We start from the raw sequence: 16,712 nt of genomic DNA on the forward strand, positions 1-16,712 counted from the left end.
TCACAGATTTTTTTACTCAGCGAATGCCTGCCACCCCTCTATTTAGCTGGTCGAAAGCCCGCTTTGTAAGCTTCCACCTCTGTCTTGAACATACGAATCGTACTGGTCGTTTTCTTATAGTATTGACTGCCCGGCAGGTGATAAATCTTTTGTTTTGACCCTTTGATCAACCCTTTGCCCCGTTTATCTACATATTTTTTTCGTCCATCTCGAAAGCCATTATTCGTCGTTCCAGGTGCTTTCCCACCTTTTTTTACCAGCTTGATCTGAATTGCTTCCAATTGAAAGCCAAAGCCAGAAGTTCCTGAGGACTGCCCGTTTTTTGCCCAGCCCATCCAGCCAAATTGTTGTGCATTGACTCGATAATAGACATCATAATACTTAGCGATCTCACCGGTAAGTTTGATTTGGATCGCTTCCAAACGTTGCCCCTTACCGCTTGTACCAGATAGCGCACCATTTTTTCTAAAAGATTTTTCCCATCCTTGTTTCTGAATGGATGTTTTATATTCAATACTTCCTTTATATTTTTCGTTTGTAATTTTTATTTTGATTGCTTCAAGTCGCTTCCCTTTTCCTGTAGTCCCTGACGTCTGAGCGTTTGTTTTCCATGATTGCCACCCTTGAGACTGGACATTCGTTTGATAGCTCACGCTCGGTGAAGAAGCAGCGAAAACTGTCACTGGAAAAACAACAAAACCAAGTAAGAAAACAAGTAATACAGAAACTTTTTTCATTTTATCCCCTCCTTATTTTTGATTATCTCAATATAATATCTAAAAAACAAACTTTTTATAAACAATAAGTAGTTTTTTATCAAAACAACTTATATAAATGATAACAGGACTGAAAAATCAAAAGAAGGATCACTCATGGAAATGGAAAGGAGCTTTAAACGAGGAATGCGAAAATCAATTCATTTTAAGTTAGGTTTACTTATTGTATTCCTTTCAATACTCAAAGTTGAAAAGTGCATAGGATAAAACTAGCTTTTCGACTACTGGTAGAATTTACCTCTCAACGCACGATGAAAGAATCGTTGTTCATTTTTCTGAAACTCTAAAATATGAGTGCTTGCGATATGGTATAATCTATTTCGTTGAAATTGTTTTGAGAGGATGGCATGATTGAAATTATTTGGCTTGACCTTTGGCTTAAGAAATGTAAAAACTGGCATTAGTGTATTTCTATGTATTTTGATTAGTTTTCTTTTGAATCGTGAAACGTATGTTGTATCGACGATCACAGCTGTTTTCACATTACGAGAAGACCATGAAAACACTGTCAAATACGGGAAACATCGGATTGCCGGCAACAGCTTTGGCGCAATCGCTTCCGTGTTTTGTATTGCGATATTTAACTTTTTCGGACATTCGTCCGTTATACAAATCATTGCGATCCCTTTAGTGATCATGTTGATGATCGCTTTATTGGTCAAATTTGATTACTCCGAGGGAACAGTTGGCGCTTGTGCCACACTATTGACGATTTTATTTATGATTCCTCAAACTGAATCATACTTGTATGCCTTTAACCGGATTATTGACAGCTTCATAGGCATGACGATCGCCATACTGGTAAATCGCTTTTTTCCATTCCCCAATAAACGCACTACCGGAACAAAGGCAACACCGAGTCAGAGCGATTCGGTTTGAAACAAAGCAGAAAAAGAACCCCATCTCAAAACGGCATTGAGATGGGGTTTTAAAAATGGATCAATTACTGAAAAATACTTGTTGGTCTTCAACTAATGGATAAGCGATCGGTACATTGCCTTCCAAATCTTCTTTATTCATATCGACTGCAACGATCTGACTATTTTCATACGTACGATAGTAATAGATCCCTTTGTCTGTATTGCAGCAAGAAGTATAAATCGTGTATTCATAGTTTTCATTTCCAGTATCACATAGTCCTTTTTGCTGTTCGACAGAACCTAGAATATGGAAAAATTGACTAATGCTTTCGGATTCAGATTCTCCAGAAACGGAATTCAATCGGGTAAATGCCGCTTTGACAAAACGAGACATCGAAGAAAGATCTCCTGGCAGACCTAAGCCCCCCATTCCACGACTGTACTCATCAAAATCCAGCTTGTCAGAAAAATGCGTTTCTGGTGTTTTCGATGATAACACACGGTAGTTATTCAAATTGAATAACTGGTAGTCAAATGGCGGATTATTCGTTAAGACCCCGACCGGATTTTCATGAATATGAAGACCATCACTCATACTCTCAACAACGATGGCGCTCTTTTTATCAGCAATCATCCAATGCAATGGCGATAATGGTAGTTCTTCACTAAAATTGATCTTTACCAGATTAACCTTCGCCAACAGGGCTTTTGCCTCTTCCACGGTAGCGCATTGTCCTAGTATCCATGGGATGAATTCAAAAGGCGTGACATTTTCTTTCCCCTCTTGAAACTCATTGTATACAGCATTTTCTGGAAAATTCAAACCAGCGATACCTAAGCCTTTTTCGTTGACCGCATCATAATAGAGTGGGTATTCAGCGACTCCAGCAGCAATCCCGATCATCGCATAATGGTGATCTATTTCACTTACTTTGCGAAATTTCAATTGGTAATTTCTCGGAGTAATGGTCACCACTTCTTTATAAGAAACATCGTAATCAAAATTTCTGCCAAAATAATGATCCTTCGTTACATACGTTAGCGCAGTACACATCCTAATTCCTCCTAAAATAAGTTTTTACACCTTTAATTTACTCCTATCGCATTTTTTTAACAAGTAAAACGGAAGAAATATTAATAAAAAAATAGTTAGATATATTATGATTGTTTTAATACTACAAAACAACAAAAATCAGCTACCTTGAAAGTCCTCCCATCGATGAAAGCGTAAATTTATTCAAATTTAACAAAATTACCACGTATACATTGTTAAATAATGATTAAAAATCGGAATATTTCTTTATTTAAGAAGTGCTTAAATGTAAAATAGATAGAGTATTAGGAAAGAATGGTAACCGTTCTTTTTTTACAATACAAAAATACTAACTCATCGAAAATTATAAAAAGAAAGTATAGTTTTCTTTGAACAAAGGGGATAAACAAATGAAAAAGACTCTATTTGGATTTGTGTTGGTAACGGCCTTATTTATGGCTGGCTGCTCGAGTGAAGACGCGGAAAGTGATACTGTCGAATCCTCACAACAAACAACAGAAACCAGGACGGCGCCATCTGAAGATGATGAAGAGATAGATGATTCAGACGAAACTGATGATTCTGATGCCGACATCAGTGAAAGTTCTGAAGAAGAAACTGACAGCGAAGCGAATCAAGTGTCTGCTGACGATTTAGAAGTACAACTTGAAAAATTATCCGATACGTACGCTGAAATGATTGCAGAAGTGGAGGGTTATATTGCGAATCCTGACACGTATGACTTAACAGCCTACACCTCTATCATGCGCAATTATACTGATTTGATGAGAGAATTACAAACGACTACAGAAGCAATTGAAGCTGCTGATTTAGGTGACGGCTGGGCCTATCACGATATCTATATGGATATTTTGGAGGACTCTGTAAAACTAACAGAAGCTTTCGGTAATTTACCAGAAATGCAGCCATAATTAAAGGAGAAATGCGATGAAAAAAGTACTAATCAAACTGGTACGAATCTTAAGCATTATCGCGATTATTTTAAATGTGATAGGCACTTCTGCTCTGTTTTATATTGCTCACACTCATAATTTACTGGGATTTATGATTCAAACTTGGCAAAATAATCCATTAAATTTTAGTAATTCAGATGTGCTCATAATCAATAATGCGATTATATTTTTGGTGATTCCAATTTTACTTTTAACTTTCGTGAAAAATCCCAAAAAATAATCTTTCGTGGCTGCTCGAGCCGTAAACTTTAAAAGCAAAATCGTTTGTCCATCGATTTTGCTTTTTTTCTTTACCTTTCATTTAGAAAGTTTAAAATTCTCTAAAAAGCACAAAAACAAACATTGTAAGCGATTGCTAAAATAGGAAAACCTGCTATACTGTAAGTGTAAGGAGCAAGGATTCCCAGTAAAGCAGACGAAGCAGGTTCTGCAAGAAAAGAATTGTTGTCAACTTAGAATAAAAGACAAAGGATGTGGGAATTTGAGTTACTCCTTACTAATTGAATAGGATTCGGCGATGGGCATCGTTACCTGAGGATCAAAGTGGACATAAGAACCTTTGAGAACCTAGAAAGCACAATCGTCGAATCTATTTTTTTGCTCTTTTTTTCAGGCATCGTCCCCCCTCCTTCTGTCGAAACATGCTATAATTAATCGCATTGAACGAAAAAACGATATGGAGCTATTCATAAAATGAACTATTATTATCACTTCCTCGTGAACCCTGCCTCAGGCAGTGGACGAGGAAAAAAAGCGGTGGAACGTGTGCAAAAAATCGTAAAAAAACATCGTTTCCCCCATCAAGTCTATGTAACAAAGTCTCCAGGTGATGAACGAACGATCACACGAAAACTCTTAAAAGAACGCCTCATTCCTTGGGATGAGGTCTATTTAGAAAATGGCGAGATGCTTTATCCATTATTGGTGGTTATCGGCGGTGATGGAACGTTGCACCAAGTAGTATCAGAGTTACAACTTGAACAACAACAAATCCCCGTTGCCTATATCCCTGCTGGTTCAGGAAATGATTTTGCTCGGAGTATTGAGTTGCCGCGGGAACCAGAAAAAGCATTTTGGAAAATTGCTGGTACTACGAAGCCTCAAGAATTGACCATTATCCGTTATGAGGAGCAGATCCAAGAAGAAAATGGCATTGCTCTTAATAATGTCGGAATTGGTCTTGATGCGGCAATCGTCTATACCACCAATCACTCTGTGGCAAAAAGCAATCTAAATAAGTTTAATCTTGGCTCCTTTTCCTATATTGCTGCGATTATTCGGGTTTTGTTTCGCCAAAAAGGCTTCCCGATCTTAGTTGAGTGCAATGGGCAGCAGTTCAGTTACAAAAAAGCTTTTTTATGTACCACGACCAATCATCCTTACTTTGGCGGCGGTGTGGCGATTGCCCCAACTGCTTCAGTCAAAGAGAAAAAGTTTGATTTTGTTCTTGTCGAACGTGTGTCGCTTTTTAAGATTTTTTGGCTGATCGGCTTACTGATGCAAAAGAAACACATGAATTCACGTTACTTTCACCATCTTTCCACTTCGAAGCTGAGAATCATCTCCACCGTTCCTCAACATGGACAAGAAGATGGCGAGGAAATGGGGCAACGCCCCTTTGATATTACCTTTACCACGGCTTCACAACTATTCTGGTGCCCATAAAAAAACGATACAAATCGCTGCTGATTTGTATCGTTTTTCTATACGTTCGATCATTAATTTTTCGCCGAGTGGTATTGCCAACGACGGCTTCCTTCTCTTCCCAAAATAAATTGGAGCATTGAAAACACGGCAGCAAAAGCGACTAGTACGAAGCCATTGAACCAAAAGGATTCTGTGAACGCTTGATTATAAGTGAGGGTTTCACTGATCAATGTATTGTTTTGTACAAACCAATAGGTTGGCGTAAACGCTGCAATTTTATTGACGATATCTGGCAGGAAATTCGCGGATACAAAGACACCACCGACAAAACAACTTCCTGTTATAAAGATATTGCTGATCCCACCGATTGCTTCTGAGTTTTTCACCAGGGAAGTGACACAAGCTGAAAAGCTGATAACTGGCAATAAAAACAAGAACGTATTCAAAATGTGGTACCAGGCTGCTGTATCCCAAGACGTGCGAATCACTAATAACACCATCAGTAGTAGAAAGCCGAAGGTCAAGAGTAGCGAGTAGCTGATCAAACTTAGAAGGATTTTCCGCTGCAATACACGCTTCGGAAGTGGTGCACTCTGGTTTCGCTTGCTGATTTCTTTGCGATTGAATGCCAAGTTGATCACACCAAACCCGCTAAATACCGAGAGAAAGAGCCCATAAGACAATAAGTTAAAGGTCATGCCAGTCAACAGTTTTTTCATTCGCTGCCCATACTCTGCACTCAGCTTCACATCCCCTGTGACCGCCAGTGCAGATTGCGCTTGTTCTATCGCCGATCCGACGGTTTTGCCTTCCTCCTGAAACAAAAGGACTGTTTGTAAAAAAGTGTTCACTTGCTGAGTGACGACTGTTTTAGAAAAGGCATCTGGTCGACTTTGAATCTCGATCGTCGGCATCTTGCCTGCCTCAACTTGATGAGTGAAATCTGCTGGCACATGCAAGACGATGTTTACACGATTAAAATAAAGCGCATCATCAATTTCTTTTTGCCAGGTGCCATCCAACGTGACCAAGGTTTGCTTTTCTTTTAAATAGGCTCGGAGACCATCCACGACAGGCGACTCCTCCTCACTGATCAAAGCAATTTTTGCCTCTTGCAAAGAGGTGTTTTCGACATCGATGCTTTGTGCATAAAAGAATGTGACAACAACAGTGATCAATACCCCAATCAGTAAGTTCGACTTATTTGCTTTAAGCAAAGTCCAAATCGTTTTATAAAGCGTCATAGCGCACCCCTCTTTCGATCCAAGCATTCCCGATGGCAAATAGGACGATAAAGCCAGTCAGCCATAGAAGATTGGTATAAAAGCTAGTCAAATCTGTATAGTAGTACAATTGATACAGGCTTTCACTGATCAAATTGACGAGATTCACTTGCCCCAACAGTGGCACATGCAGATCAAGCCAATACTTGATTTGTTCCGAGCCCATCATCCCGGCAAAAAAGCTCATTGCCATCGTCACGGAAATCAAAATTCCGTCCTTTTGCACCAAATTCATTTTTGGTGTCAGATTCCCAATCAATGTCCCTAGCAAAATCGCACACAATGATCCTAATGCGGCAACCAGCAGTAACCATTGCCAACGATCGCCAAAGTCTACTTGATAGACAAAACGAAACACCGCTAAAATAATGTAGACTTCTACTAACACAATCGTAAAACTCGCCGCTAAATTCGCACTTGAAACCAATGTCCGTTTTCTTGGTATCAAGGAAAGCCGAATACCATTCGCGGATTGATTGGCTTGCTGATCCTGGACATTGCGGACACCCCACATCGTCCCGTAGAGGATCGCCATCCCGATCAACGTAAAGAAATAGAAACTTTTGAAACTCATGTCACGATCAGCATTCACTTCTTGAAAAGTCGCTTCCTGCTCAAAAGCCGATAGAATTGGTGCCAGATCAAGGCTCTCAAGTTCTGCCGCTTTACTAGCAATGATTGCTGTGCGTTGTAAAAATTGATCCATTACATTTTTCATCAACGACTGGCTCATGCCCGCTTGGCCCACATACAGAGAAATGGTTTCATCATCAATCAGATAATACCCAGCTAAATCACCGGCAGTCAGCTTCTCAGCTGCCTCTGCCTCTTGTAATTCCTCGAGTTCAAATAATGGTTTTTCATTGATTTTTACTTGTTCAAGGACGGTGGAAAAATTTTCCGAAAGCGCTGTTTGATCTCCAGTCTTTACGATCCCCGTTGTGATCGTTTCTAGATTGGCCGCTTGATCGATCTCCCCGAAGGCAGCCATAAACATTAGACCTAAGAGGATAGGAAACGCCAACGTCCAAAACAGCATGGATTTATTTCGCAGCAATACTTTTGTGCGGTATTTATAAAAATGCCAAAACATTGTGATTCCCTCCTTTAATCTCTCAATTCCTTGCCCGTGATCTCTAAAAAGACATCATTCAAGGTGGCTTCTTTGGTTGCGATTTTTCCATAAGTGATATGCTCTGCTTGTAAGAGCGTCAGAATCGGTAATAAAACTGTATTCAGCTCCGTCGTTGTTACTTCAAGCTGACCGTTTTTATAGGCGATCCCATCAGAAGCAATGGTTTGCTGAATCGTTGTCAATACAGGCTCAGGCAGTAAGGGGATATCGATGGTCAAACGATCCGCTGTCCGTACCATATCTTTTAGAGATTCCTTGGTTCCTTTAGCAATCACCTGTCCTTGATCCATAATCACGATCTGGTCACAAAGAATCTCCACCTCTTCCATGTAATGGGTCGTATAAACAATCGTCGCTCCTTGACGATTCAGTTCTTTGATACTTTCTAAAATTTTGTTCCGACTTTGAGGATCGACCGCTACCGTGGGTTCATCTAAAAAGATCAAGCGCGGCTTATGAGCGATCCCGCAGGCGATATTCAATCGTCGCTTCAACCCACCGCTGAGCTCGCCTGGGTGAAACGTCACAAAATTTTCCAATCCCACTAATTGAATCACTTCTTCGATCAAGGCTTGGCGTTTCTGTTTGTCAGCAACATATAAACCGCAAAAGTAATCGATATTTTCTTGCACACTAAGTTCTTCAAAGACGGCAACATCTTGAGGAACGACGCCAATCATTGCCTTGACGGCATAATTTTCCGGCGTCATGATTGATCCAAACAGTTTAATGGTGCCTTTGTCATAATTTAACAAAGAGAGCATACAGTTGATGGCGGTGGATTTTCCGCTTCCGTTTGGTCCCAATAATCCTAAAACTTCTCCTTCTTGAACTTGCAGATCAAAATGGTTCAACGCCACAAAATCACCATAGCGTTTTACTAATTTATCAATTTCGATAATCATGATGAAAAACTCCTTCCAAATTTCTTGTTAATCTGACTATAATAAAGTTCAAGGAAAGAAACTAGTGACGATTGGCTAAACCAACCATGACATTTGTCACAATGAAGGAGTCTCCTATGACGAACTATCGACCACTCACCGAAGCGGGCTTTTTCCTCGCTATCTCATTGTTCTTATTGGTAAACCAAGGATTTGTTGCTGTGCAAGTCATCTATCTGCTGATCGCTGTTTTATTTACTGGCGTCAGTTATTTGCTGCCTAAGAAACCAAGCTGGTTTTTTCAAGTTATTCTGTTGCTGCTATGTGCCTTTTGGTCAGCGCTTGCCCTCTTTTTGCCCGCAATGATGCGGGTGATCGCTCCAAAAGAAAGACAAGATGATGGTTTATTCCTATTAGGTTTTTTGTTGATTTCGACGGTTGGCAACCATTCACCCACTGAGCTCGCCTTTATCATCCTGCTACTGCTTTTCGCTTTTTATTTACGAAAAAAAGAGCAGCGAATGATCGATCTTGAGAAAAAATATATTGCTTCAAAAGATACCCATTGGGAAAAGCAGCAGCAGTTATCGGAACAAAACAAAGCATTAGCCCTGTCACAAGAGACAAAATTAGCCTTACAAATCGCGGAAGAACGAAATCGAATCGCGCGAGATATCCATGACAATGTCGGCCATCTACTTTCGAGTGCCATTTTACAAATTGGTGCGCTTGAAATGATCAATCAAGAGCCGAAATTAAATGTGCCGTTAGCAAATTTGAGTGCAACGGTTCACACTGGGATGGATCGCATTCGGCAAAGCGTTCATGATCTCCATGAAACATCGATTTCTTTTCCGCAAGCCATAGAGTTTCTGATTGCTGATTTCCCCTCTTCCGTAACGATTGAAGGAAACTTGTTTGAAGGATTGAGCGAAGCACAGCAAAACTGTTTCTTAATGGTCATCAAAGAAGCCTTGACCAACAGCATCAAACACAGTCATGCCAAAACCGTTGTCTTGCATTTTCGCACGCTGCCCGCCTTTTACCGTTTGCAGATCACCAACGAGGACGTCAATTCACCCCAAACTGCAAACAGCGGAATCGGTCTGAAAACGATGCGTCAACGGGTCCAGGAGCTGCAAGGTCAAGTTCATATTTTGCAAGAAAACCAACGCTTTCAGTTGACGATCATTTTACCAAAGGAGGAACACCAATGATTACTGTAGTCATTATTGATGATGACCCGTTTGTGACGACCTCGTTACAAACCATTCTTGAAAGCACAGAAGAGATTCAGGTGTTGGGTATCGGTCATTGTGCCAAAGACGCCATTGCTCTTTACGAAGCCCATCGTCCTGACGTTTTGTTGACCGACATCCGTATGCCGGAACAAACTGGGATCGCTGCTGCCAAAGAAATACTGGCTAAATTTCCGCAAGCGATCCTCTTGCTTTTGACCACCTTCAAAGATCAAGAATACATTCGTGAAGCCTTTTCTATCGGTGTCAAAGGATATTTGATCAAACAGAACCTGCAAGCGATCATCCCTTCTGTCAAAGCCGCATACAATGGGCAAGTCGTGTTTGGGAATGAGATCGTCGAGACCTTCACGCAAATGATGAAGAACCAACCAGCGATAGATAATCAAGCATCTTTTAGCGAACGTGAACTTGCGATCATCAAAGAAGTAGCAGCGGGTAAAAATAATAAAGAAATCGCCGATGCCTTGTATCTAAGTGATGGAACCATTCGTAATTACATCAGTCAATTACTAGAAAAGCTGGAGTTGCGGGATCGCACGCAATTAGCGATCTATTATTATCAGCATTTACAGTAAACCTCATCGATTGCAAAAAAGCCTGAAGAATGCGAAGCTGCATTCTTCAGGCTTTTTGTTTTCTATTCGATTATCCGACTGTCGTAGTTTTTTGGTGGACAAGCTATGGATTTCCAGGACTGCCAGGATTCGTTGGATTATTCGGTGTGTTAGGCGGAAAAATCGGTGCCTTATCTAACGTTTTTTCTAAGCCAGATTCTTCCCGATCGCCTCGTTCTGACTCAGGACTTTCATCCAATTTGAATTCTTTTTCCATCTCATCTAACTTTTTAAAGTCGTTGCCAGATTCTTTTGCTAATTTTGCTAATTTATCTTCGGTTTCTTTCGCCATAACGTAACGCCTCCTTTTGATTTTAGCTTAGCATAAGAAGCTAAAAAACCAAAAGAAAGCGCTCACTAACGACCCTTTTTTAGTATTTTCTCATCTTTGAATCAACCATTTTTTGTGGGCATAAAGTCGTATGGAGAACAATCCTTCATGCCAATCATTGGATCCACTAAATGCTTTTTGACCATCGTTAAAGTCAATACACCATCGTTTGGCGTTTCTTCGATGAGTGCTTCTTCCCCCGTAGTCCCTTCACTTAGAACCTTATCCCCTGACAGAGGCTTTGCCGTTTCTGTCTGATTTGATGCTAACGGCTCCGTCTCGGCAAAAGCAAACAAATCAAGCCCACTATCTGAGGTCTTTTCTACTGCTAGCTTGTTAGCAGTAACTTCAGTGCTGGATTGCTCCTTTATCTTCGTCGAAGACGTTTTTACTTTCGTGTCAACAGAGGAATCATCATAAAATGGATCATCGGCTTCTTCAAATTGGGCCAATTTTGCTCGTTGCAACGGCGTCATTTTTTCTGTGCCATTGATGCGTTCTTTCAGCGTCGTTAAACGAGTCGCAGATTCGTGATTGACACAAGTTTGGTACGCTTGTGGTTCACCAAGTAAAATCAGCATCTCTTTGCTGCGGGTCACAGCAGTATATAGCAAATTGCGCTGCAGCATGCGTTGGTATTGATGAACCATCGGCAAAATGACCATTTGAAATTCACTGCCTTGAGATTTATGGATCGAACAACAGTAGGATAACGTGATCTTGTTCCATTCATTCCGCTTATAGGTCACTTCGTTGGCATCAAATTGAATGACCAGCTCGTCGATCTTGTCTTCCGACTGTTTGGCTAGAGTGATCCCAACGATTTGTCCCATATCGCCATTAAACACGTTATCTTCAGGAGAGTTTACCAACTGCAAGACCTTATCGCCGATACGATACACCGTATCATTGAAGGTCACCTCTTTTTTGGTCCCATCATTGGGGTTAAAAATCTCTTGCATCATTTTATTAAGGGCGTCGATACCCGCTGCCCCACGATACATCGGTGCCAACACTTGAATATCTTGCGGCGTGTAGCCTTTGTCTTTTGCCCGTTTCACGATTTGAGCGATCAACGGTTCGATTTTGTAAGCATCACACGCAAAGAAAGAACGATCTTTTTGGTTTTGTGTAAAATCAGCAGGCAGCTGCCCATTTTTTATGGCATGGGCGAGTGGAATAATACTTGACCCATCGCCTTGACGATAGATTTCCGTCAATTCTTGTTTCGGGATCGCATCGATCGCTAGCAAGTCATGAAGGACTTGCCCTGGTCCCACAGAAGGAAGCTGATCTTTATCCCCCACAAAAATCACTTGCATATTCGTAGGAATCGACTTAAAGAGGGTATTCGCCAGCCATGTATCCACCATAGACATCTCATCGACGATCAGTAAGCCGCCTTCTAATTCTTTTGGACTGATCGATGGCGCTTTTTCACGTCCGTTCAAGCCTAACAAACGATGGATCGTACCACTTGGCAAGCCAGTCGTTTCGTTCATTCGTTTGGCGGCTCGACCAGTCGGTGCTGCCAAGAGAATCGGAAAGGTTTCGTCGCTGTATTTTGATGGTTCTAAGTCCAAATCGTTCAATTCAGCAAACAATTGTACGATCCCATTGATCACCGTCGTTTTCCCAGTACCAGGTCCTCCTGTCAAAATAAACAATGGCGAACGAATGGCTTCTTTGATCGCTTCTTCTTGCGAAGACCCATAGGTGATGCCTAAATGCTTCTCAATTTTTCGCAGCGTTTTGCTGATTTTTTTCTCAGGATACACGATCTCTTTTTTGCGGGAAAGCAAGCGTTCGATGGAACTAGCGATTCCCCACTCAGAAAAGTACAAACTGTTTTCATATAAACGAGTTTCTTCTTGCTGGATTTTTCCTTCCTCCACTAATTGAATGATCGTTGATGCCAGGTCGTCTGGCGCGATCTCAATAGGACGACTCGTCTCTAATAAACGCAGTGTCTGCTCTAACAAGTCCTGGGCGTGGATAAAGGTATTACCCGTCTGCAAGGATTGGGCAAAGATCTGATGCAAGACTGCGGCTCGAAACCGTTGCGGTGACGAAGCTTCGATCCCTAGCTGCTCAGCGATGCCATCTGCGCGTTTAAAGCCAATGCCTTCAATGTCTTCCACCAGCTGGTAAGGATTTTCTTCGATAATTGCTAATGCTTCATTTTTGTAGGCTTGGTAGATTGCAAAAGAAAGCTGACTACCAAAACCATAACGGCTCAAGCCAACGATCACTTGATCCATCCCATGATTTTGCCGAACGGTATCTAAAATCATTTTTTGCTTACTTTCATTCAATCCTGGAATCTGCTCCAACAATGTTGGTTCTTCCAGCATCCGGTCGATCGCTTCTTCTCCTAAAAGATCAACGATTTTTTCAGCGGTCTTCTTACCGATCCCAGGAAATTTTTCTCCAGAAAGATAGGCGATCAACCCTTGTTCAGAGGTCGGTTGTTCTTGTTGGTAGCTTTCGGCCTTCAACTGGACGCCATACTTGGGATGATTGACCAGCTCACCAAAAAAACGATACTTTTCCTCTTCTTGGATTTCGCCGAAACTACCAGTAACGACGATCTCCGAGTCTTTGTAGTCGGCATTATTCTCAGTGACTTTAACTAATAGTACTTTATAAAAATTGCTGGGATTCTGGAAAAAGATGGCGGCAACATGGCCGACAAAAAACGTTCTTTCTGGAATCATGGTGCCGCTCCTTTCATGGTTTACAATAAAGCGTCTAATCCTGCCTGATTGCTTAGAAAGCTTGCTTCATTCCAAACTTTTAGTTCAAAAGGCAATACTTTTTGTTCATTCGTCTCTAATAAGCTAACGCTGTTATTGACTAATCCACCTTGCTCTCTTAATTCGGCTAATGGTTTGCCTGCAAGCCACTGTATAGCAGCCGTAAAGGATGCTCCATGACCGACGAACAATAATGGGCCTTCATGCTGCATCACCGCATCCATGACGACGGTCTCGATTCGGCTCAATGTTTCTTGGATCGGCTCACCTTTAAAGGCACTGGGATCGTAACGATCCAGGTGATTACGCAAATCAGTCAGTTGTTGGGGATACTTCTCATGCATTTCATCGATGGACCGACCTTCCAATTCACCGAGTCCGATTTCTCGCAGGTTCTCATTATAAATGATTTCAACAGGGTGTTGGAGTCTTGCTTGGATCTCTTGAGCAGTCACTTTTGCTCGCAAAGATGTACTTGAGTAAATCTTCTCAAAAGGAATAGCTGCCAGATAATCACCGAGTAATTTGATCTCATCATAACTTTCTGGCAATAACGGCGAATCCCCCAGCATTCCTTGAAAGCGGCGTGCTTGGTTCCACTCTGTTTTTCCGTGACGGGTAAAGTATAATTGCATCGAAAAAGCCTCGCTTCTTAGTCTAATTTGTCGTTCTCGTAATGATGCGTCAATTCCAACTGCGGAAATCCTTGCTGCCGCAAAACTTCATAAATGATCAACGCAGCCGTATTTGATAGATTTAGGGAACGAACGTGCTCATCATTCATGGGGATCCGCAAGCATTTTTCGGCATGCTCACGCATAAAGCTTTCTGGAAGCCCCGTCGTTTCTTTCCCAAAAATGAAGAACTGATCGTCATCTGCGGTGTAATCGACATCAGAATACACGCGATTGGCAAATTTCGAGATCAGGTACAACGGACGCGCTCCTAAAAAGTCCATAAAAGCAGCTAAATCTTTATGATAGGTAATATTGACATCGTGCCAATAATCAAGCCCAGCACGCTTCAATTGCTTGTCATCCGTTGAAAAGCCTAAAGGCTCGATTAAGTGTAAATGAGTATTTGTTGCTGCACACGTCCGTGCAATATTCCCCGTATTGGCTGGGATCTGAGGTTCAAAAAGAACGATGTGATTCATAGATAAAAACTCCTTTCGATCGGTTACTGCCGATCGGTTCTCGCATTGATTTGTGTCGTTAAACGTTACGTTTTCCATTGCATGCTCAGTAACTACTTCAATAACTTCTATAGTACCATATTTTGGCACGCTTGTTTTTCTAGAAACATCATTTTTTGGGCGCTTTTTTGGGCATAAAAAAAACGTACCAACTCGGTGTCGATCACTGCGAGTCGTTACGTTAGTGAAGCTCTTTTCACTAACTTTTATCAGAACAGGAACCTGATAAAAACCAATGAAAAATGACTTGAGAACAATATATCACTCCCATGGCATGATTGCAAGAGTAAATAACAAAAAAGTTCAAAATATTTTCAGGAAATTTTCGCAATCAACACCTCAACATCAACCGTAATCTGTGTCAAAGGGGTTTGTCGCAGCTTTTCTTTGCGTTCCTCCGAAGCCCCCCACTCTAACGGGGACATGGCAAGTAAATCTTGACGATTTTCTTCAGGGATCGCAAAAACATGCGTCACTCTTTGACGGGATGCGTTGGGATAGTGTTCAAAAAATTTGCTAACGACCCGTTCATTCGAATACTGTTGTTTTGTTTCATCATCAGGATAAAAAGCGGCTCGTAGTTCTTTTAAATAATCCGCCGCAGGGACCACTTTGATCAGCTGTCCGCCTTTTCTTAAAATGCGGTTAAACTCCCCATAATTTGACGGCGAAAATAGATTAAAAATCATATCAAAGCTCGCTTCAGCAAACGGCAGGTTGGTCAGATCCGCCACACACCAAAAAGCTGGTACGTTTTGATTGGTTGCTAGATAGACTCCGTCCTTGGCAATATCAAAGCCGACAGCCGCCTGAGTCTTTTCATTGACCAGCTGAGCCAGAAAACTGCCTTCCCCGCAGCCAACATCTAAAAGATGCTTAGCATCTCCCAAAGCTGCTTTGATGGTCTCAAGGACTGGTGCATACATGCCGCTAGCGATCATTCGTTGACGCGGCAAAAACAGTGCTTGATCATAATCTGCTTTGACTTGATGATCCAAAAAGAAAAGTGTGCCTTTCTTTGATAAGTCAAATCGATGACGATTTGGACAAACCAAGCCATTTTCGGTCGGGAAAAATGCTTGGCGGCACAATGGACATTCAAACAAGTGATAATGGGCGTTTAAAAATAGGCGCCCGCGATCGATTTTTTTTAACATTCAACTTCCCTCATCTCTGCTCTACTTTAGCATATTCTTGTGGTAGAATGCTAGTGGATAGAATAACAAATCAATTGAACACCCATCAAATGGAGGTAAATCATGTTAAAAGAATTTTGTGCAGAAAACTATACCAATATTCCCTTAGCAATCGCCCGAGGTGCAAAGCGCATCGAACTCTGTGATAATTTAGCAGTCGGCGGAACAACACCAAGTACCGGCGTGCAAGAAGAAGTTCTGCAATATGCTGGCGAAAAAGGAATACCCGTTATGACGATCATTCGACCTCGGGGCGGTGATTTTGTTTACAATGATACAGAATTGAAAATCATGCATACCGACTTGATCGAAGCAAAAAAATTAGGAACAGACGGCGTTGTTCTAGGTTGCTTAACACCTAGCGGCTGGTTGGACGAAGAAGCATTGGAGCTACTGTTAGAAACCGCAGAAGGCTTGCAGGTTACTTTTCACATGGCATTCGACGCGATTCCTGCAGCGCGCCAATTCAAGGCGATCGATTGGTTAGCTGAGCATGGGGTACAGCGGATTTTGACCCATGGTGGTGCTGCAGGCACTCCAATCGAAGCAAATTTCGATCGTCTGAAAGAATTGATCGCCTATGCTGGTGAGCGTTTAACGATTTTACCTGGCGGTGGCATTTCCTTTGAAAATGCCCAAGAAGTTGCCGATACACTAGGTGTAAAAGAAGTTCATGGAACCAGAATCGTTGACCTTAACGATTGAGCTTGAAGGATACAAAGAAATCCCCACAAACGATGCGTTTCTATTGTTTGTGGGGATTCTT

Annotated in this window: 17 protein-coding genes; 7 read left to right on the forward strand and 10 right to left on the reverse strand. The window is 41.6% G+C overall.

What is annotated here, in order from left to right; genetic code table 11:
- Positions 1–38: 38 nt before the first annotated feature.
- Positions 39–737, reverse strand: coding sequence for a sunset domain-containing protein (locus tag IGI72_RS10955; RefSeq protein WP_438754187.1), 699 nt, complete (start codon positions 735–737; stop codon positions 39–41).
- A gap of 390 nt (positions 738–1,127) precedes the next feature.
- On the opposite strand from IGI72_RS10955, the gene IGI72_RS10960 reads away from it, so the two are divergent.
- On the forward strand, positions 1,128–1,655 hold the full coding sequence (locus IGI72_RS10960; RefSeq protein WP_015509959.1) for an FUSC family protein: 528 nt from the start codon (positions 1,128–1,130) through the stop codon (positions 1,653–1,655).
- A 60-nt stretch (positions 1,656–1,715) separates the two neighbouring features.
- On the opposite strand, the gene bsh is transcribed toward IGI72_RS10960, so the two are convergent.
- The gene (bsh, locus tag IGI72_RS10965) at positions 1,716–2,690 is read right to left on the reverse strand and encodes a choloylglycine hydrolase (protein ID WP_266166360.1); all 975 of its coding nucleotides are present in this window, start codon (positions 2,688–2,690) and stop codon (positions 1,716–1,718) included.
- 389 nt (positions 2,691–3,079) lie between these two features.
- On the opposite strand from bsh, the gene IGI72_RS10970 reads away from it, so the two are divergent.
- The 3 genes from IGI72_RS10970 to IGI72_RS10980 all read left to right on the forward strand — a co-directional run bounded on the left by IGI72_RS10970 (position 3,080) and on the right by IGI72_RS10980 (position 5,308).
- Positions 3,080–3,601, forward strand: coding sequence for a hypothetical protein (locus IGI72_RS10970; protein ID WP_438754189.1), 522 nt, complete (start codon positions 3,080–3,082; stop codon positions 3,599–3,601).
- Between the two features lie 16 nt (positions 3,602–3,617).
- Positions 3,618–3,863, forward strand: a complete 246-nt coding sequence (locus IGI72_RS10975; RefSeq protein ID WP_015509962.1) for a hypothetical protein — start codon at positions 3,618–3,620, stop codon at positions 3,861–3,863.
- A gap of 473 nt (positions 3,864–4,336) precedes the next feature.
- Positions 4,337–5,308 (forward strand): diacylglycerol/lipid kinase family protein, encoded by a 972-nt coding sequence (locus tag IGI72_RS10980; RefSeq protein WP_422704068.1) that lies wholly within the window; start codon positions 4,337–4,339, stop codon positions 5,306–5,308.
- A 53-nt stretch (positions 5,309–5,361) separates the two neighbouring features.
- On the opposite strand, the gene IGI72_RS10985 is transcribed toward IGI72_RS10980, so the two are convergent.
- Genes IGI72_RS10985 through IGI72_RS10995 form a run of 3 tightly spaced genes read right to left on the reverse strand, consistent with a single transcriptional unit; the run spans position 5,362 to position 8,613 of the window.
- A complete protein-coding gene (locus tag IGI72_RS10985; protein ID WP_438754192.1) occupies positions 5,362–6,534 on the reverse strand; it encodes an ABC transporter permease in 1,173 nt (390 codons plus the stop codon).
- Entirely contained in the window at positions 6,521–7,666 is a 1,146-nt protein-coding gene (locus IGI72_RS10990) for an ABC transporter permease (RefSeq protein WP_438754194.1), read from the reverse strand. Before IGI72_RS10990 ends, IGI72_RS10985 begins: the two co-directional genes overlap by 14 nt.
- Positions 7,667–7,680: 14 nt before the next feature.
- A complete protein-coding gene (locus IGI72_RS10995; RefSeq protein ID WP_015509966.1) occupies positions 7,681–8,613 on the reverse strand; it encodes an ABC transporter ATP-binding protein in 933 nt (310 codons plus the stop codon).
- 86 nt (positions 8,614–8,699) lie between these two features.
- On the opposite strand from IGI72_RS10995, the gene IGI72_RS11000 reads away from it, so the two are divergent.
- Both IGI72_RS11000 and IGI72_RS11005 read left to right on the forward strand, forming a co-directional pair.
- On the forward strand, positions 8,700–9,809 hold the full coding sequence (locus IGI72_RS11000) for a sensor histidine kinase (RefSeq protein WP_438754196.1): 1,110 nt from the start codon (positions 8,700–8,702) through the stop codon (positions 9,807–9,809).
- Positions 9,806–10,429, forward strand: coding sequence for a response regulator transcription factor (locus tag IGI72_RS11005; RefSeq protein ID WP_005229739.1), 624 nt, complete (start codon positions 9,806–9,808; stop codon positions 10,427–10,429). Before IGI72_RS11000 ends, IGI72_RS11005 begins: the two co-directional genes overlap by 4 nt.
- A gap of 103 nt (positions 10,430–10,532) precedes the next feature.
- Here IGI72_RS11005 and IGI72_RS11010 read toward each other — a convergent pair whose 3' ends face one another.
- The 5 genes from IGI72_RS11010 to IGI72_RS11030 form a co-directional block, all read right to left on the reverse strand.
- Positions 10,533–10,760, reverse strand: a complete 228-nt coding sequence (locus tag IGI72_RS11010; protein WP_005229738.1) for a hypothetical protein — start codon at positions 10,758–10,760, stop codon at positions 10,533–10,535.
- 101 nt (positions 10,761–10,861) lie between these two features.
- The gene (gene recD2, locus IGI72_RS11015) at positions 10,862–13,516 is read right to left on the reverse strand and encodes an SF1B family DNA helicase RecD2 (protein ID WP_438754198.1); all 2,655 of its coding nucleotides are present in this window, start codon (positions 13,514–13,516) and stop codon (positions 10,862–10,864) included.
- Positions 13,517–13,536: 20 nt separating this feature from the next.
- A complete protein-coding gene (locus tag IGI72_RS11020) occupies positions 13,537–14,190 on the reverse strand; it encodes a histidine phosphatase family protein (protein ID WP_015509969.1) in 654 nt (217 codons plus the stop codon).
- A gap of 17 nt (positions 14,191–14,207) precedes the next feature.
- The gene (trmL, locus tag IGI72_RS11025) at positions 14,208–14,711 is read right to left on the reverse strand and encodes a tRNA (uridine(34)/cytosine(34)/5-carboxymethylaminomethyluridine(34)-2'-O)-methyltransferase TrmL (RefSeq protein WP_015509970.1); all 504 of its coding nucleotides are present in this window, start codon (positions 14,709–14,711) and stop codon (positions 14,208–14,210) included.
- 353 nt (positions 14,712–15,064) lie between these two features.
- Complete coding sequence (locus IGI72_RS11030; protein WP_428220813.1) at positions 15,065–15,907, reverse strand: methyltransferase domain-containing protein; 843 nt, start codon at positions 15,905–15,907, stop codon at positions 15,065–15,067.
- Positions 15,908–16,009: 102 nt separating this feature from the next.
- On the opposite strand from IGI72_RS11030, the gene IGI72_RS11035 reads away from it, so the two are divergent.
- The gene (locus IGI72_RS11035) at positions 16,010–16,651 is read left to right on the forward strand and encodes a copper homeostasis protein CutC (protein ID WP_015509972.1); all 642 of its coding nucleotides are present in this window, start codon (positions 16,010–16,012) and stop codon (positions 16,649–16,651) included.
- Positions 16,652–16,712 lie beyond the last annotated feature (61 nt).

The organism is Enterococcus sp. DIV1059_2, from assembly GCF_051713685.1.
GTDB classification, from domain to species: domain Bacteria; phylum Bacillota; class Bacilli; order Lactobacillales; family Enterococcaceae; genus Enterococcus_D; species Enterococcus_D casseliflavus.

What these genes read in the sequence shown, in the direction of transcription:
- IGI72_RS10955 (WP_438754187.1), bottom strand. Translation starts at nt 737, where the DNA reads ATGAAAAAAGTTTCTGTATTACTTGTTTTCTTACTTGGTTTTGTTGTT.
- bsh (WP_266166360.1), bottom strand. Translation starts at nt 2,690, where the DNA reads ATGTGTACTGCGCTAACGTATGTAACGAAGGATCATTATTTTGGCAGA.
- IGI72_RS10970 (WP_438754189.1), top strand. Translation starts at nt 3,080, where the DNA reads ATGAAAAAGACTCTATTTGGATTTGTGTTGGTAACGGCCTTATTTATG.
- IGI72_RS10975 (WP_015509962.1), top strand. Translation starts at nt 3,618, where the DNA reads ATGAAAAAAGTACTAATCAAACTGGTACGAATCTTAAGCATTATCGCG.
- IGI72_RS10980 (WP_422704068.1), top strand. Translation starts at nt 4,337, where the DNA reads ATGAACTATTATTATCACTTCCTCGTGAACCCTGCCTCAGGCAGTGGA.
- IGI72_RS10985 (WP_438754192.1), bottom strand. Translation starts at nt 6,534, where the DNA reads ATGACGCTTTATAAAACGATTTGGACTTTGCTTAAAGCAAATAAGTCG.
- IGI72_RS10990 (WP_438754194.1), bottom strand. Translation starts at nt 7,666, where the DNA reads ATGTTTTGGCATTTTTATAAATACCGCACAAAAGTATTGCTGCGAAAT.
- IGI72_RS10995 (WP_015509966.1), bottom strand. Translation starts at nt 8,613, where the DNA reads ATGATTATCGAAATTGATAAATTAGTAAAACGCTATGGTGATTTTGTG.
- IGI72_RS11000 (WP_438754196.1), top strand. Translation starts at nt 8,700, where the DNA reads ATGACATTTGTCACAATGAAGGAGTCTCCTATGACGAACTATCGACCA.
- IGI72_RS11005 (WP_005229739.1), top strand. Translation starts at nt 9,806, where the DNA reads ATGATTACTGTAGTCATTATTGATGATGACCCGTTTGTGACGACCTCG.
- IGI72_RS11010 (WP_005229738.1), bottom strand. Translation starts at nt 10,760, where the DNA reads ATGGCGAAAGAAACCGAAGATAAATTAGCAAAATTAGCAAAAGAATCT.
- recD2 (WP_438754198.1), bottom strand. Translation starts at nt 13,516, where the DNA reads ATGATTCCAGAAAGAACGTTTTTTGTCGGCCATGTTGCCGCCATCTTT.
- IGI72_RS11020 (WP_015509969.1), bottom strand. Translation starts at nt 14,190, where the DNA reads ATGCAATTATACTTTACCCGTCACGGAAAAACAGAGTGGAACCAAGCA.
- trmL (WP_015509970.1), bottom strand. Translation starts at nt 14,711, where the DNA reads ATGAATCACATCGTTCTTTTTGAACCTCAGATCCCAGCCAATACGGGG.
- IGI72_RS11030 (WP_428220813.1), bottom strand. Translation starts at nt 15,907, where the DNA reads ATGTTAAAAAAAATCGATCGCGGGCGCCTATTTTTAAACGCCCATTAT.
- IGI72_RS11035 (WP_015509972.1), top strand. Translation starts at nt 16,010, where the DNA reads ATGTTAAAAGAATTTTGTGCAGAAAACTATACCAATATTCCCTTAGCA.